16 protein-coding genes are annotated in these 15858 nt (G+C 70.3%); 4 read left to right on the top strand and 12 right to left on the bottom strand.

What is annotated here, in order from left to right; translation table 11 throughout:
* The first annotated feature begins 52 nt into the window (after positions 1–52).
* Together HQM25_RS08975 and HQM25_RS08970 are read left to right on the top strand one after the other, a co-directional pair.
* Positions 53–1315, top strand: a complete 1263-nt coding sequence (locus tag HQM25_RS08975) for a DUF349 domain-containing protein (RefSeq protein WP_254359234.1) — start codon at positions 53–55, stop codon at positions 1313–1315.
* Positions 1316–1411: 96 nt separating this feature from the next.
* A complete protein-coding gene (locus tag HQM25_RS08970; protein ID WP_172989918.1) occupies positions 1412–1954 on the top strand; it encodes a type IV toxin-antitoxin system AbiEi family antitoxin in 543 nt (180 codons plus the stop codon).
* Here the strand turns inward: HQM25_RS08970 and HQM25_RS08965 are convergent.
* From HQM25_RS08965 to pdxS, 12 genes are all read right to left on the bottom strand, one after another.
* A complete protein-coding gene (locus HQM25_RS08965; RefSeq protein ID WP_172989917.1) occupies positions 1941–4190 on the bottom strand; it encodes a RelA/SpoT family protein in 2250 nt (749 codons plus the stop codon). The genes HQM25_RS08970 and HQM25_RS08965 overlap by 14 nt on opposite strands.
* Before the next feature lie 58 nt (positions 4191–4248).
* Positions 4249–5238, bottom strand: coding sequence for a protein translocase subunit SecF (secF, locus tag HQM25_RS08960; RefSeq protein ID WP_172989916.1), 990 nt, complete (start codon positions 5236–5238; stop codon positions 4249–4251).
* Positions 5238–6968 carry a protein translocase subunit SecD gene (secD, locus tag HQM25_RS08955; RefSeq protein WP_172989915.1) on the bottom strand — a complete coding sequence of 577 codons (1731 nt, stop codon included), beginning with the start codon at positions 6966–6968 and terminating at the stop codon, positions 5238–5240. The genes secF and secD overlap by 1 nt, the downstream gene beginning before the upstream one ends.
* A 34-nt stretch (positions 6969–7002) precedes the next feature.
* Positions 7003–7407 (bottom strand): preprotein translocase subunit YajC, encoded by a 405-nt coding sequence (locus tag HQM25_RS08950; protein WP_172989914.1) that lies wholly within the window; start codon positions 7405–7407, stop codon positions 7003–7005.
* An 83-nt stretch (positions 7408–7490) separates the two neighbouring features.
* A complete protein-coding gene (gene ruvB, locus HQM25_RS08945) occupies positions 7491–8522 on the bottom strand; it encodes a Holliday junction branch migration DNA helicase RuvB (protein WP_172989913.1) in 1032 nt (343 codons plus the stop codon).
* Positions 8515–9135: a Holliday junction branch migration protein RuvA gene (gene ruvA / locus HQM25_RS08940; RefSeq protein WP_172989912.1), complete on the bottom strand. Its 621-nt coding sequence runs from the start codon at positions 9133–9135 to the stop codon at positions 8515–8517. Before ruvA ends, ruvB begins: the two co-directional genes overlap by 8 nt.
* Before the next feature lie 64 nt (positions 9136–9199).
* The gene (gene ruvC / locus HQM25_RS08935; RefSeq protein WP_438803595.1) at positions 9200–9778 is read right to left on the bottom strand and encodes a crossover junction endodeoxyribonuclease RuvC; all 579 of its coding nucleotides are present in this window, start codon (positions 9776–9778) and stop codon (positions 9200–9202) included.
* A 75-nt stretch (positions 9779–9853) separates the two neighbouring features.
* The gene (locus tag HQM25_RS08930; RefSeq protein WP_172989911.1) at positions 9854–10612 is read right to left on the bottom strand and encodes a YebC/PmpR family DNA-binding transcriptional regulator; all 759 of its coding nucleotides are present in this window, start codon (positions 10610–10612) and stop codon (positions 9854–9856) included.
* 58 nt (positions 10613–10670) lie between these two features.
* Positions 10671–11423 (bottom strand): hemerythrin domain-containing protein, encoded by a 753-nt coding sequence (locus HQM25_RS08925; RefSeq protein WP_172989910.1) that lies wholly within the window; start codon positions 11421–11423, stop codon positions 10671–10673.
* Positions 11424–11474: 51 nt separating this feature from the next.
* Entirely contained in the window at positions 11475–11993 is a 519-nt protein-coding gene (locus HQM25_RS08920) for a hypothetical protein (RefSeq protein WP_172989909.1), read from the bottom strand.
* Between the two features lie 32 nt (positions 11994–12025).
* Entirely contained in the window at positions 12026–12616 is a 591-nt protein-coding gene (gene pdxT / locus HQM25_RS08915; protein ID WP_172989908.1) for a pyridoxal 5'-phosphate synthase glutaminase subunit PdxT, read from the bottom strand.
* 7 nt (positions 12617–12623) lie between these two features.
* Positions 12624–13574, bottom strand: coding sequence for a pyridoxal 5'-phosphate synthase lyase subunit PdxS (pdxS, locus tag HQM25_RS08910; protein WP_438803594.1), 951 nt, complete (start codon positions 13572–13574; stop codon positions 12624–12626).
* A 62-nt stretch (positions 13575–13636) separates the two neighbouring features.
* On the opposite strand from pdxS, the gene HQM25_RS08905 reads away from it, so the two are divergent.
* Complete coding sequence (locus HQM25_RS08905; protein ID WP_172989906.1) at positions 13637–14980, top strand: aminotransferase class I/II-fold pyridoxal phosphate-dependent enzyme; 1344 nt, start codon at positions 13637–13639, stop codon at positions 14978–14980.
* A 7-nt stretch (positions 14981–14987) separates the two neighbouring features.
* The gene (gene pdxY / locus HQM25_RS08900) at positions 14988–15839 is read left to right on the top strand and encodes a pyridoxal kinase PdxY (RefSeq protein WP_172989905.1); all 852 of its coding nucleotides are present in this window, start codon (positions 14988–14990) and stop codon (positions 15837–15839) included.
* Positions 15840–15858 lie beyond the last annotated feature (19 nt).

Here is a 15858-nt window from a genome sequence, read left to right as displayed (position 1 = left end):
CTGGGGCCGTCCATCCCCCCACAGGCGGCGCCGCCGCGATGAGGTGCATTCCGTGACTGCCGAAGCAGAACCCACCCCCGAGATCACTCCCGACCAGCCCTGGGGCCGTGTCGACGACGACGGCACCGTGTCGGTGCGCGAAGGCGACGACTGGCGTGTGGTGGGTCAGTTCCCCGACGGACCGCCCGAGGAGGCGCTCGCGTACTTCGAGCGCAAATACGCGGATCTGGCCTCCGAGGTCGGGCTCCTGGAGGTGCGACACCGTCGAGGCGGCGCATCCGCCGCCGACCTGCGCAAGGCTGCGGCCGCTGTGCGCGAGAAGATCGTGGGCGCCTCCGCGGTCGGCGACCTCGCCGCGCTCGAGGGGCGCATCACGGCACTGACCGAGACCCTCGCCGCCGCGACGGAGGCCGAATCGGCCGCGCAGCGCGAAGCGGTCGACGAGGCGCTGAAGGTCCGCACCGACATCGTCGAGAAGGCCGAGGCGATCGCCGCCCGCGACCCGCGCACCGTGCAGTGGAAACAGGCCTCCGCCGAGATGACCGCCCTGTTCGACCAGTGGCAGTCCCACCAGCAGAACGGTCCGCGCCTGCCCCGCGCAGCCGGCCAGCAGCTCTGGAAGCGCTTCCGCGACGCCCGGACCACGGTCGACAAGCACCGTCGGGAGTTCTACGCCGAGCTCGACGAGGCCCACAAGGTGGTGCGCGATCGCAAGACGCGCCTCGTCGAGAAGGCTGAGGCGCTCGCCCCCAAGGGAGAGGACGGCATCGGCGCGTACCGGGAGCTCCTCGACCAGTGGAAGACGGCCGGACGCGCCGGCAAGAAGGCCGACGATGCGCTGTGGGCCCGCTTCAAGGCAGCGGGCGACGCCCTCTACGGCGCCCGCAGCGAGCGTGAGGCCGCAGACGCCGAGGCGTCGCGAGAGAAGATCGACGCGAAGAAGGAACTCCTGACCGAGGCCGCCGCCGTCGCCGACGAAGCGGATCTGGGGAAGGCTCGCGCGCTCCTGACGACGATCCAGCGCCAGTGGGATGACATCGGGCGGATCTTCCCCCGCGACTCCGAGCGTGCTCTCGACGACGACCTCCGCAAGATCGAGCAGGCGCTGCGCACGCGCGAGGACGCCGACTGGAAGCGCAACAACCCCGAGACCAAGGCGCGCACCAACGACATGACGCGCCAGCTCAGCGACGCGATCGAGAAGCTCGAGGACGAACTGGCCGCCGCCGAGAAGGCCGGCGACAAGAAGGCCGTCGCGGAAGCGGCCGAGGCGCTCGACGCCCGCAAGGCCTGGCTCCGCGCCATCGGCGGCTGACGCCGACCGTCCTGCACCGTAGCCCGCGGGCATCCGTTCTCCACAGGATGCCCGCGGGCTGCGTCGTGCGGTGCGGAGGTCGGGCACACTGCCCTCATGGCTTCGCATCTGCTGTACTTCGCCGATGATCGGCTGTCGGTGGCCGAGTTGTCCGCCGCGTGCCTCGATGGCGATCTGTACGGACTGGGCGAGGCGTACATCCCCGGCGACGCGGTCGAGACGCGGGCGCTGCGCGCCGGCTCCCTCCGTCCGCTCCTGGGCGACAATCTGGCGGCGACCCATGCGAGCGCCGCGTGGGTCCACGGGGCGCTCGACGATCCGCCCGCCCGTCACAGCGTGCAGCGCGCCGTGCCCAAGCGGCTGCACCACGTGATCGGACGTCGCACGATCTACCGGGATCCGCACATCGGCGAGGCCGACCTCGAAGTGCACTGCGGCGCGCGCGTGACCACTCCCGCGCGCACGCTCGCCGATCTCGCGCGGACCGCCGATGCGGTGGACGACCTCGTCGCCGCGCGCATGGCGGCCGCCTTCCCCGATGCGGTCGCGGCAGCCATCTCCTGGCTCGAGGCCGCGCCGGTCCTCCCCCACAAGCGCCGTGCGCTGAGCCTCCTGCGGGATCAGTTCACGACGAGGTGACGCGATAGACGTCGTATACGGCGTCGATGCGGCGCACGGCGTTGAGCACCCGGTCGAGGTGCACGATGTCGCCCATCTCGAAGACGAACCTGCTCAGCGCGAGCCGATCGTTCGAGGTGGAGACCGTCGCCGAGAGGATGTTGACATGGTGCTCGCTGAGCACGCGCGTCACATCGCTGAGGAGCCCCGAACGATCGAGTGCCTCGACCTGGATCTGCACGAGGAAGACGCTCTTACTCGTCGCACCCCACTCGACGTCGATGAGTCGATCGGGCGACGCCATGAGGCTCTTCACGTTCGTGCAGTCCGCACGGTGCACCGAGACACCGCTGCCGCGCGTCACGAAGCCGAGGATCTGGTCGCCGGGCACGGGGGTGCAGCACTTGGCGAGCTTGACCAGGATGTCGGGGGCGCCGCGCACCAGCACCCCGGAGTCGCCATTGCGGGGGGCCCGCGCGCGTCCGACCGGCGGCAGGTCGATCGGGCCGGTCGCGGTGTCGTTCGCACTGACCAGCGCGGTGACCTTCTCGATCACGGACTGCGTGGACACGTGCCCCTCGCCGACCGCGGCGTACAGGGCGGAGACGTCCTCATAGCGCAGCTGCTGGGCGACCTCGGTGAAGGAGTCCTGGCTCATCAGACGCTGCAGGGGCAGGTTCTGCCGCCGCATCGCCCGGGCGATCGACTCCTTGCCCTGCTCGATGGCCTCCTCGCGGCGTTCCTTGGTGAACCACCCGCGGATCTTGTTGCGCGCCCGCGTGCTCTTGACGAAGGTGAGCCAGTCCTGGCTCGGGCCTGCATCCGGATTCTTCGATGTGAACACCTCGACGACGTCGCCGCTCTTGAGCTCGGACTCCAGCGGCACGAGACGGCCGTTCACCTTCGCGCCCATCGTCCGGTGGCCCACCTCGGTGTGCACCGCGTAGCCGAAGTCCACCGGTGTCGCGCCGGCGGGCAGCCCGATCACGCGCCCCTTGGGGGTGAAGACATACACCTCCTTGGCGCCGATCTCGAAGCGGAGGGAATCGAGGAACTCGCCCGGATCGGCCGTTTCGGCCTGCCAGTCGGAGATGTGCGCGAGCCACGCCATGTCGGTGTCGAGCGCCTTGGCGTCGGTCTTGCCGCCGTTCATCCGCTCCTTGTACTTCCAGTGGGCGGCGACACCGTACTCCGCCTGCTGGTGCATCTCATTGGTGCGGATCTGGATCTCGACGGTGCGGCCCGCCGGGCCGATGACCGTCGTGTGCAGCGACTGGTAGAGGTTGAACTTCGGCGTGGCGATGTAGTCCTTGAACCGCCCCGGAAGCGGAGTCCAGCGCGCATGGATGGCCCCGAGCACGGCATAGCAGTCGCGCACGCTGCCCACGAGGATCCGGATGCCGATGAGATCGTAGATGTCGTCGAACTCTCGTCCGCGCACGACCATCTTCTGATACACGGAGTAGAGCTGCTTGGGGCGGCCCATGACCCGGCCGCGGATGCGCAGCTCCCTCAGATCACCGTCGACGGCGTCGATCACGTTCTGCACGTACTGCTCGCGCTGCGGCGTGCGCTGACGGACCAGACTCTCGATCTCCGCGTAGAGCTTGGGGTGGAGCACGGCGAAGCTCAGGTCCTCGAGCTCCGACTTGATCGTCTGGATGCCGAGGCGGTGCGCCAGCGGAGCGTAGATCTCCAGCGTCTCGGTCGCCTTCTTGGCGGCCTTCTCCGGGGGCACGAACCCCCAGGTGCGCGCATTGTGGAGTCGGTCGGCGAGTTTGATGAGGAGCACGCGGATGTCCTTGGACATCGCGACGATCATCTTGCGCACGGTCTCCGCCTGTGCGCTCTCGCCGTACTTGACCTTGTCGAGCTTGGTCACCCCGTCGACGAGCATCGCCACTTCGTCTCCGAAGTCCGCGGCGAGCGTGTCGAGCGGGTAGTCGGTGTCCTCGACGGTGTCGTGCAGCAGCGCTGCGGCGATCGCCTTGGGACCGAGCCCGAGGTCGGCGAGGATCTGGGCGACGGCCAGCGGGTGGGTGATGTACGGCTCGCCGCTCTGGCGGGTCTGGCCCGCGTGCGCACGGTCGGCGACGCCGTATGCCCGCTCGACGATCGTCAGATCACCCTTCGGATGGTGCGTGCGCACCGTGCGGAGGAGCTGCTCGACGTCGTCGCGGCGCGCGGCGCGCGAGAAGATTCGCGGAACGAGACGCCGGAGCGACGAGGACTGGGCGGGTGGAACCGTCTCTGTCACTCTCGCCTCCCCTCCGCAGGATTCGTCAATCCTACGCCTGCGGAGGGGATGGTCGGAGTCAGGAGGGCGTCCCGGCCAGTTCGCGGGCCGCGCTCACGCGCTGGTCGCGCGCCTTGATGCCGGGCTCGTTCTCGCGGAAAAGCGAGTACAGCGGCGCCGCGACGAACAGCGTCGAGTAGGCGGCGACGATGATGCCGACGAAGATCGACAGCGAGATGTCGGTGAGCGTCTGGGCACCGAGCCAGAAGGAGCCGATGAACAGGATCGCGCCCACAGGCAGCACGGCGACGACCGACGTGTTGATGGATCGCACCAGCGTCTGGTTGACGGCCAGGTTGACCGACTCGCCGAACGTGCGGCCGGAGACCTCGCCGTCTTCACTGGTGTTCTCGCGGATCTTGTCGAACACGACGGTGGTGTCGTAGAGCGAGTACGCGAGGATCGTGAGGAATCCGATGACGGCGGCCGGCGAGATCGGGAACCCGCAGAGGGCGTAGACGCCCACGGTGATGACCAGCACGTCGATGAGGCCGATGATGGCGGCGGCCGACATCTTCCAGGTGCGGAAGTACAGCGACAGGATGATGAAGGTCAGGGCGAGGAAGATCGCGAGTCCCCACAGCGACTGCCGCGTCACGTCGGCGCCCCAGCTGGGCCCGATGAAGGAGGTCGTGACCTCGGACTCGGGCACCGCGTAGGCGTCGGCGAGGGCCGTGGCGACCGCCCGGGTGTCGGCGTCGGTGAGCTGGTCGGTCTGCACGCGCACGGCGGTGTCGCCGACGGTGGTCACCTTGGTGGCGGCGCCCGGCACGACCGTCTGCACGGCGTCGGTCGCAAGGGACTGGTCGGGGCTGGACAGGCCCGACACGGTGAACTGCGAACCGCCCGTGAACTCGATCGAGAACTGGACGGGGCGCACCAGCGGCACGAGGGCCGAGGCGATCACCAGCGCGGCGGCGATGATGAACCACAGGCGGCGGCGGCCGACGAACGGGAAGGAGGTCTTGCCCGTGTAGAGGTCGTTGCCCAGCTGACTCATGGAGCGCATCAGCGGTCTCCCTCCTTCGTGGCGGTGGTCGTTCGTGCGCTGTCCGAGCTCGCCAGCTCGGCCTGCTTGCGCTCGGCGATCGTCTGTCGGCGCACCGCTTCGTTGCGCGATCGCGCCGCGCGCTTGCCCGCCTGGGTGGTGGCTGTGGCGGCTGCCGGGGCGCGGAACTGCGCGCGTCCCCGGTAGACCGCTCCGAGGGCCTCGGGATCCATGCCCGACAGGGGGTGGCCGGAGCCGAAGAACCGCGTGCGGGCCAGGAGCTGCATCACCGGGTGGGTGAACAGGATGAAGATCAGCACGTCGATGGCCGTGGTCAGACCCAGCGTGAAGGCGAAGCCCTTCACGGTCGCGTCGGCGAGGATGTAGAGCACGACGGCGGCGAGGATGTTGATCGACTTCGAGATGTAGATCGTCCGCTTGGCGCGCGCCCAGCCGTCCTCGACGGCTCCCGTGATCGACTTGCCGTCGCGCAGCTCGTCGCGGATGCGTTCGAAGTAGACGATGAACGAGTCGGCGGTGAAGCCGATCGACACGATCAGACCCGCGACGCCGGCCAGCGACAGGCGGAAGCCCATGCGCCACGCCAGGATGCACAGCGTCACATACGTGAGAACGCCCATCACCACGAGAGAGGCGATGATGACGAAGCCGAGGGCCCGATAGACGATCAGCGAGTAGACGGCGACCAGGGCGAGACCGATCAGACCGGCGATGAGGCCGATCTGCAGCTGCTGCGAGCCGAGGGTCGCCGAGATCGTGTCGGAGCTGACCACCTCGAAGCTCAACGGCAGTGCGCCGTACTTGAGCTGGTCGGCGAGCACCTTGGCGGTCTCCTGCGTGAAGCTGCCGGTGATGCTCGGCTTGCCGTCGAGGATCACGCCGTTCATCGAGGGTGCCGACAGCACCGAGCCGTCGAGCACGAACGCGAAGCGGTTCAGCGGATCCTGCGCCCCGAACAGACGCTGGCTGATCTCGCCGAAGGTGGTGGTGCCCTCGCCGTCGAAGGTGAGGTTGACCGCCCACAGGCCGTTGGTCTGCTGAAGGCCGAACGTCGCGTCGGTGATCGAGGAGCCGTCGAGCTCCACCGGGCCGAGGATGTACTTGCCGGTGCCGTCGATGTCGCACGTGATCAGCGGCTCGTCGGCGGGCGCGCTGGCCGGGTCGTTCGCCGGGTCGTTGCAGTCGTACGCGAGGAACTCCGCCTCGAGCGCCGGCGTGACCCAGTTCAGGTCGCTTCCGTCCGTCGGCTCCACGGTCGGGGTGGCGACCAGGGTCGGATCGGGGCTGGGGTACGGCGTGGCGTTCCCGTCCTCGCCCACGAAGGTGTTCGCGGGGGCGCCTGCCACCAGAACCGCGCGCAGCTGGAGCTGCGCGGAGGCCTCGATGCGCTGGCGCGTCTCCTCGTCGGCCTGGCCCGGGATCTGGACGACGATGTTCTTGCCGCCCTCGGTGGTGACATCGGCTTCGCCGACGCCCGAGGCGTCGACGCGCTGGCGGATGATGGTGACCGCCTGGTCCATCTGCTCGGCCGAAGGGTTCGCGCCATCGGCGGTCTGGGCCTCGAGGATGATCTGCGTGCCGCCCTGGAGATCGAGCGCGAGCTCCGGCGTCCAGGAGCTCTGCTGGAAGACGTACACGCCGAGCGCGTTGATGCCGAAGAGGACGGCGGTGATGGTGAGCAGTCCGGTCAGGGCGCGCCAGGCGTGCCGGACAGGTGTGGATGTCGCCACGAGATCAGCTTTCTCACGGACCCGCGAGAGCGGGTCAGGCCTTGGGGGCGGTGGTGCCGTCGGCGTCGGGCTCGGCGTCGACGGCCGGCGTCTGCTCGACCTCGTCGACCGTCGCGTCGTCCGCGTCGTCGTGCTCCTCATCGGCCTCGAGCTCGTCGTCCTCGGTCGCGGTCACGACGCGGAGGATCGCCTGGCTGTGCACCTTGATCTCCACGCCCGGGGCGATCTCCACGAGGGCGGGCTGGTCGAGGTTGTCGGGGTCGAAGGCCACGATCGTGCCGTACAGGCCGCCCTGCAGCAGGACCTCCGCACCGGGAACGGTCTCGCGGGCCTTCTGCTCCTGCTCGAGCTTCTGCTTCTGCATGCGGCGGCGCGAACTCCAGAACATGAAGATCAGGAGGACGACGAGGAGGGCCGGGAGCAGGAAGTCGATCGGCATGGCTGCGGTGGGACCTTTCGGGTCAGGCGCGCACCGTGGCGGCGCTGCCTTTGAAGTGGGGGGTGGGCGAAAGCCTCCAGTGATTATAGGTCATCGAGTCCGAGCACCGATTCCGCGGTCGGCACGCCCAGGTGGCGGTACGCCTCGGGAGTCGCCACGCGCCCGCGCGGGGTCCGCCCCATGAATCCGATGCGCACCAGGTAGGGCTCGACGACCGACTCGATCGTCTCCGCCTCCTCGCCCACCGTCACCGCGAGGGTGTTGAGCCCGACCGGACCTCCGCGGAAGCGCCGGATCAGGGCATCGAGCACCGCCCGGTCGAGGCGGTCGAGCCCGATCGGATCGACGTCGTACAGATCGAGGGCGGCGTCGACGATCGCGGCGTCGGCCAGCTGCCCGCGCCCGTGGACCAGCACGTAGTCGCGCACGCGGCGCAGCAGCCGGTTGGCGATGCGCGGAGTGCCGCGCGATCGCCGCGCGATCTCCGCCCGCGGACTGGGCGTCAGTTCGACGCCGAGCATCGCGGCCGAGCGGCCGATCACCCGCTCGAGCTCCGCGGGCTCGTAGTACTCGAGGTGGGCGGTGAAGCCGAAACGGTCGCGCAGGGGGTTGGGCAGCAGGCCCGAGCGCGTCGTCGCGCCCACCAGCGTGAACGGTGCGAGATCCAGCGGGATGCTGGTGGCCCCGGCGCCCTTGCCGACCATGATGTCGATCCGGAAGTCCTCCATGGCCAGGTACAGCATCTCCTCGGCCGCGCGCGCCATGCGGTGGACCTCGTCGATGAACAGCACTTCGCCGGGCGTGAGACTCGACAGGAGCGCCGCCAGGTCGCCCGCGTGCTGGATGGCCGGACCACTCGACATGCGAAGCGGTCGGCCGCTCTCGTGGGCGACGATCATCGCCAGAGTCGTCTTGCCCAGACCCGGCGGGCCCGAGAGCAGGATGTGGTCGGCGGGGCGCTGCTGGATGCGGGCGGCATCCAGCAGCAGCTGCAGCTGGCCGCGCACCTTCTGCTGCCCGACGAAGTCGCCGAGCGAGGTGGGGCGCAGCGCGCCTTCGATGGCGAGCTCCGCCTCGTCGACCGGCTCGGTCGAATCCCGCACGTCCTCAGCCAACGGCCGTCTCCTTGCGCGCCGGACCGAGCGCGCCGAGCGTCAGTCTGAGGAGTGCGGGCACCGAGGCGCGCTCGGTGTCGCCCGCATCTTCGAGGACGGTGGCCAGGGCGTCGGTCGCGATCCGCTCCGACCAGCCGAGGCCGACCAGCGCCGCGACGACCTGGCTCGACAGATCGGCGCTCGCGCCCACGCGGGGCGGAGATGCGGGCGTCACGGAGGCCAGCTTGCCCGCCAGCTGCACGACGATCAGCTTCGCGGTCTTCGGCCCGATCCCGGATACGCGTCGGAACGGAGCGTCGTCGTCGGCGCCCACCGCGTCGGCGATCTGGCCGACGGTGAGGGCCGACAGCACGCCGAGCGCGGACTTCGGCCCGACCCCGGTGACTCCGAGCAGCAGCTGGAAGACGGCGAGCTCGTCGCGGGTCGCGAAGCCGAACAGCGAGAGCGCGTCTTCCCGCACGATCAGCGCCGTGTGCAGCATCACGATATCGCCGACGTGGCACGAGCGCGCCTGCTGGGCGGTCACCGCGACCGAGAGGCCGACACCGCCGACCTCGACCACCAGGTGGTCGGAATCGATGTGGAGGCACGCGCCCCGGACTGACGAGATCATGCGTCGATCCTACGAAGCGATTCGGAGTTTTGTTCGAGCGACACGCTCGGTCGCGGCATCCCCCTCATCGACGGCCGCGGCGCTCCGCCTCGGCCCAGGCCCGCTGCGCCGGCGTCAGCACGGCGGCGCCGCGCGCGGAGCCCGCCGGCGCGCCGCGCCACGCGTGGCAGAGGGCGAGGGCGAGCGCGTCGGCGGCGTCGGCGGGAGTGGGCAGTTCGTCGAGTCGGAGGATCCGGGCCACCATCGTCTGCACCTGGAGCTTGTCGGCGGACCCATAGCCGGTGACGGCCGCCTTCACCTCGCTGGGCGTGTGCGTGGCGGCGGCGAGCCCGTGCTCGCGGGCGACCAGCAGCGCCACGCCGCTTGCCTGGGCGGTGCCCATCACGCTGTGACGGTTGTTCTGGGCGAAGACCCGCTCGACGGCGACGACGTCGGGGGTGTGCTCGGCGATCACCGCGCGGAGGCCGCGTGCGATGGTGGCGAGGCGATCCTCGATCGGCGCGTCCGCGGCCGATCGGATCACCCCGACGTGCACGAGGCGCGCCGTCCGGTCGTCCGCGACATCGACCACGCCGACCCCGCAGCGCGTGAGCCCCGGATCGATGCCGAGCACCCGGAGCCGATTGCGCACGGTGGTTGACACTCCCCCACGGTAGGCGAACGGCGGCCGCGCGCGCCCGAGGCGCGCGGGCCGCCGTCGGCGGGCCGGCCGAGCCGGTCAGTCGTCGTTCTCGAGCTCGGCCTGGACGTCGGCGGTCAGGTCGAAGTTGCTGTATACGTTCTGGACGTCGTCGCTGTCTTCGAGCGCGTCGATGAGGCGGAAGATCTTGCGCGCCGTGTCGGCGTCGATCTCGACCTTGAGGTTGGGCACGAACTCCACGTCGGCGGACTCGTACTCGATGCCCGCGTCCTGGAGGGCGGTGCGCACGGTGACGACGTCGGAGGCCTCGGTGATCACCTCGAATCCCTGCGCGTGGGGCTCGACCTCCTCGGCGCCGGCTTCGAGCACCGCGAGCATCACGTCGTCTTCGCTGGTCCCGTCGCCGGAGACGACGATCACGCCCTTGCGAGAGAAGTTGTAGGCGACGCTGCCGGGGTCGGCGAGGGTGCCCCCGTTGCGGGTGAGGGCGGTGCGCACCTCGGCGGCGGCGCGGTTCTTGTTGTCGGTCAGGCACTCGATCATGAGCGCCACGCCGTTCGGGCCGTAGCCCTCGTACATGATCGACGCGTACTCGACGGACTCGCCGCCGATCCCCGCGCCGCGCTTGATCGCGCGGTCGATGTTGTCTTTGGGGACCGACGTCTTCTTCGCCTTGAGCACGGCGTCGAACAGCGTCGGGTTGCCCTGAAGATCGGGGCCGCCGAGTTTGGCAGCCACTTCGATGTTCTTGATGAGCTTGGCCCACGACTTGGCACGGCGCGCGTCGATGACCGCCTTCTTGTGCTTCGTCGTCGCCCATTTGGAGTGTCCGGACATGCGCTCCAGTCTACGGGCGGGCTCGGTCGCGCCGAGTCGATGTGTGGATGCCGGCCGCTCAGGCCGCGCGCGGAACGCGGGCGCCGGTCGACGGCGCCGCGCCGAAGCCGGTGCCGGGCGACGCCGGCGCGGGGGCGAGGTCGGCGAGGAGGCGGTCGTACTGGACATGCCCGAACAGCGAGTAGAGCACGCGTGCGATGCGCGGGATGTGGGCTTCGAACTCGGCGCGCTGCGCGGGATCGGCCTCCGCGAGCATCAGCCCGAGCATCGCGAAGGCCGTCTGCGGCGCGGTGCCGCGCCGCGCCCGCGCGCCGACGTCGTCCCACTCGAGCTGCGACATGACGACCGCCACGACCGGGAGCACCTTCGCCTCTTCGTCGCGCAGATGCGTGCGCAGTGCGTGATCGACATCGACGAGGCGCTCGGCGAGCCGGTCGCGGATGTCAGGATCGCCGTCGAGGCGCCACGCGGCGGCGAGACCGTCGATGACCTCGAGCTGGGCGGCGATGTCATCGTGCTGGGCGCGCATGAGGCCGACGTGCAGCGCGCACGTCGGCGCGCGGTCCTCGAGCCGATCCCACAGCATGGTGTCCTCGGTGCGATGGTGATGGTGCAGGCCGCTGGTGGCGAGTCGGATGCGCGCGCAGACGCGCCGAGCGTGCGCCTGGTCGAAGTCTTCGGCGGCGCGCACGGCGGGTGGGAGCAGGGAGAAGAGCCGTCGGAAGACGGCGTGGGCCACGAGGATGTCGTCGGTGCGGCATCCCCAGGCGGGAGCAGGCTGAGCCTTCGCGGCGGAGTCGTTCGTGGTCACGGGGAAGAGGAGCTCGCCGGGCGCCCCGTGATACATGCCGGCCGGACGCCTCTACAGCGCGAAGGCGAATCCGAAGCGCGCGGAGAGCAGGGCGACGAGGTCGCGCGGCATCTTGGTCAGGTAGGCGGGAGCCGGACCGAGCGTGTCGGCCGATCCGATGAACGGGAAGTACACCGGGCCGTCCGTGTTCGCCTCGAGGTCGTCGCGCACCGAGACGACCTCACCGCCGATGCGCCGGAGGCTCGAGATCGTGATGGGCGAGGCGAGACGGAGGGTGTCGCTGACGGGCATGTGCCAGTGCGCGAGCTCCTCCCCGCGCCGCGTGCGCGACTCCTCGCCGAGCGGACCGAGCACCCGTCCCCACGCGGCGATGCCCGGAACGGGCAGCGTGCGGTCCCAGACGAACAGGGTGTCGCCGGGCTCGGTGAAGCCGACGAGTTCGTGCGACCACTCGAAGCGGCGCTCGTCGGAGGCCTTGGGAGCCGACAGCGCCTCGCCCACACCGCTGCGCGAGGGTGCGATCATCCAGTAGCGCTCTTCCGGGCGCTCGCGCCACCAGTCGTTGATCATCTATGGAATCTTAGGCATGCCGTGAGGCCTGCTCACACCGCGCCCACCGTGTCCAGGAACAGGCGATGGAAGCGGTGCTCGCCCGATACCTCGGGGTGGAACGCCGTGCCGAGCAGCGCTCCGGCCCTCACCGCCACGATCCGCCCGTCGGGCAGGGCGGCCAGCGGCTCCACTCCGGGGCCGGCCGTCTCCACGAGCGGCGCACGGATGAAGACGGCATGAACCGGGGGGCCGTCGAACGCATCGACCGCGAGATCGACCTCGAACGAGTCCGCCTGGCTCCCGAAGGCGTTGCGGCGGACTGTCACATCGAGTCCCCCGAACGTCTCCTGGCCGGCGATCCCGTCGACGATCCGGTCTGCCAGCAGGATCAGCCCGGCGCACGTGCCGTACACCGGCATCCCTCCCTGAATGGCGTCGCGGATCGGCTGCTGCATGCCGAAGGAGCGTGAGAGCTTGTCGATCACGCTCGACTCGCCGCCCGGGATCACCAGGCCGTCGACGACGGCGAGCTCCTCCGGGCGGCGGACGAGGGTGACATCTGCGCCGAGGTCCGCGAGCACCCGCGCGTGCTCGCGGACATCGCCCTGCAGCGCGAGCACTCCGACGCGAGGTCGCGACACGGGCGCGCTACCAGCCGCGCTCGGCAAGGCGGTGCGGGGCGGCGAGGTCGGCGACGTTGATGCCCACCATCGCCTCGCCGAGCCCCCGCGAGACGTCGGCGATCACCTTCGGGTCGTCGAAGAACGTGGTCGCCTTCACGATCGCGGCGGCGCGCTGCGCGGGGTTTCCCGACTTGAAGATGCCCGAGCCGACGAACACGCCGTCGGCGCCCATCTGCATCATCATGGCGGCGTCGGCGGGTGTGGCCACGCCGCCCGCGACGAACAGCACGACCGGGAGGGTGCCGGTGGCGGCGACCTCGGCGACCAGCTCGTAGGGGGCCTGCAGCTCCTTCGCGGCGACGTAGAGCTCGTCGGGGCTCATCGAGCGCAGGGCGTTGATCTCCCCGCGGATCTTGCGGATGTGCTTCGTGGCCTCCGAGACGTCACCCGTGCCGGCCTCGCCCTTGGAGCGGATCATGGCCGCTCCCTCGGTGATCCGGCGCAGGGCCTCCCCGAGATTGGTGGCTCCGCACACGAAGGGCACGGTGAAGTTCCACTTGTCGATGTGGTTGACGTAGTCGGCGGGCGAGAGCACCTCGGACTCGTCGATGTAGTCGACGCCGAGCTCCTGCAGCACCTGCGCCTCGACGAAGTGCCCGATGCGCGCCTTGGCCATCACGGGGATGGAGACCGACGCGATGATGTCGTCGATGAGGTCGGGGTCGCTCATGCGCGCGACGCCCCCCTGCGCGCGGATGTCGGCGGGTACGCGCTCGAGCGCCATCACCGCGACGGCCCCGGCGTCTTCGGCGATCTTCGCCTGATCGGCGGTGACGACATCCATGATGACGCCGCCCTTCAGCATCTCGGCGAGGCCGCGCTTGACGCGGCTGGTTCCGGTGTCGGGAGTGGTCACGGGTCTTCCTTCCTGGATCGCGCCGGGCGACGCGCAAGACGAGCAAACGATGGATGGCATTGGCCTAGGCCAAAAGATAGCATGGCATCCGCCCTACACTCGGAACGGCGATGGATGGTGACATGACCCTCGAGATCCACGGACGCACGGCGGCGGAGATCGCCGAGAGCCTGAGGACCCTGGTCGAGCGCGGCGCGCTGCGCCCGGGAGACCCGCTGCCCCCGGTGCGCGCCCTCGCGGAGAGCCTCGGGGTGAACCGGAACACCGCGGTCGCCGCCTATCGGCAGCTCACGCAAGCCGGGCTGCTCGTCGCGCGCGGGCGCGGCGGCACGAGGGTCGCACCCCGATCCGCGGTCGCCCTCGAGGGCTTCGCATCCGACAGCGTGCTGCGCGATGTCGCGACGGGCAACCCCGATCCCTCGCTCATCCCCGACCCCTCGCGCGCGCTGGGGGCGATCGCGGGCCGCCCCGTGCTCTACGGCGAGCCCGTCGTGGACCCCGAGCTGGAGGCCTGGGCGCGCGAGTGGATCGCGGGCGATCTCGCGGCCGTCGATGGCGGGCACATCACGGTCACCAGCGGCGCGGCGGATGCGATCGATCGGCTGCTCGCGCAGGCACTCACCCGTGATGACGCGATCGCGCTGGAGGACCCGTGCTTCCTGACCAGCATCCACACCATCCGCGTCGGCGGGTACCGGCCCGTCCCGGTGGCCGTCGACGACCAGGGGATGACGGTGGCGGGGCTGCGGGCGGCGCTCGAACAGGGCGTGCGTGCGGTCATCTGCACCCCGCGCGCCCACAATCCGACCGGCGCGAGCCTCACGGCGGCCCGCGCCGCGCAGCTGCAGGAGGTTCTGAGCGATCACCCGTACGTGCTGGTGATCGAGGACGACCACTTTTCGATGCTCTCCCGTCAGCCCTTCCACAGCGTGATCGGCCCCGGGCAGCGCCGGTGGGCCCTCATCCGCTCCGTGTCGAAATTCCTCGGACCCGACATGTGCCTGGCTGTCGTGGCCTCCGACACCCACACCGCCGACCGCCTCGCCATGCGACTGACCCCCGGCACCACCTGGGTGAGCCACCTCCTCCAGCGACTGGTTCTCGCCCTGGTGCGCGACCCGGGCGTCCGTCGCGCAATCGGTGAGGCGGGCGCCCACTACGCACGACGGAACGAGCACTTCGCCGGTCTGCTCGCCGCGCGCGGCATCCCGACCCCCGTCGGCGACGGGCTCAACCTCTGGGTGCCGCTGCCGGTTCCGGCGCGCGACGTGTCGGAGCAGCTGATGCGGCGCGGGTGGCTCGCGCGCGGCGGCGACGAGTTCCTGCTCGGCCCCGGGGCCGGCCCCGACCATCTGCGCCTCACGATCCACGACCTCGGCGACGGCGATGCGCTCCAGCTGGCGGACGACATCGCCGCGGCCATCGCCGCCGCCTCGGCGCAGCGCGCCCGCGCCGAGGTGGGATGATCGATCGGTGAAGATCCTCTCGATCCAGTCCGCCGTCGCCTACGGGCACGTCGGCAACTCGGCCGCCGTCTTCCCGCTGCAGCGCATCGGCGTGGAGGTGATGCCGGTGTACACCGTCAACTTCTCCAATCACACCGGCTACGGTGCCTGGCGCGGACCGCTCATCGCCCCCGACGACGTGCGCGAGGTGATCACCGGCGTCGAGGAGCGCGGCGTGTTCGGCGAGACCGATGTCGTGCTCTCCGGCTACCAGGGCGGAGAGGGCATCGCCGACGTGATCCTCGACGCGGTCGCCCGCGTGAAGGAGGCCAACCCCGCGGCCGTGTACGCCTGCGATCCGGTCATGGGCAACGCGAAGTCGGGCTGCTTCGTCGCCCCGGCCATCCCCGTGCTGCTGCGCGACCGCGTCGTACCGGCAGCCGACATCATCACGCCGAACCAGTTCGAGCTCGGATTCCTCACCGAGACAGAGCCCACCGACCTCGAATCCACGCTGGCATCGGCGGACCTCGCCCGCGAGATGGGCCCGCGCACGGTGCTCGTGACGAGCGTCGAGCGCCCCGAGCGTCCGGAGGGGACCATCGAGATGATGGCCGTCACCGACGAGGGCGCCTGGATCGTGCGCACCCCGCACATCCCGATGAAGGCGAACGGGTCGGGCGATGTCACGGCCGCGCTGTTCACGGCTCATCTGCGTGCCTCGGGCGATGCGGCCGACGCCCTCGCGCGGACGACCTCGAGCGTCTTCGACCTGCTCGCGCTCACCCACGAATCCGGACGACGTGAGCTTCAGCTCATCGAGGCGCAGGAGTTCTACGCGAATCCGCGCATGCAGTTCGCGGTCGAGCGCGTGCGCTGACCCGCGGGGGCGTCGGCAG

The organism is Microbacterium hominis (assembly GCF_013282805.1).
GTDB classification, from domain to species: domain Bacteria; phylum Actinomycetota; class Actinomycetes; order Actinomycetales; family Microbacteriaceae; genus Microbacterium; species Microbacterium hominis_B.
Note: the sequence above shows the minus strand (reverse complement) of the source record. Positions and strands in the feature narration are given on the sequence as shown.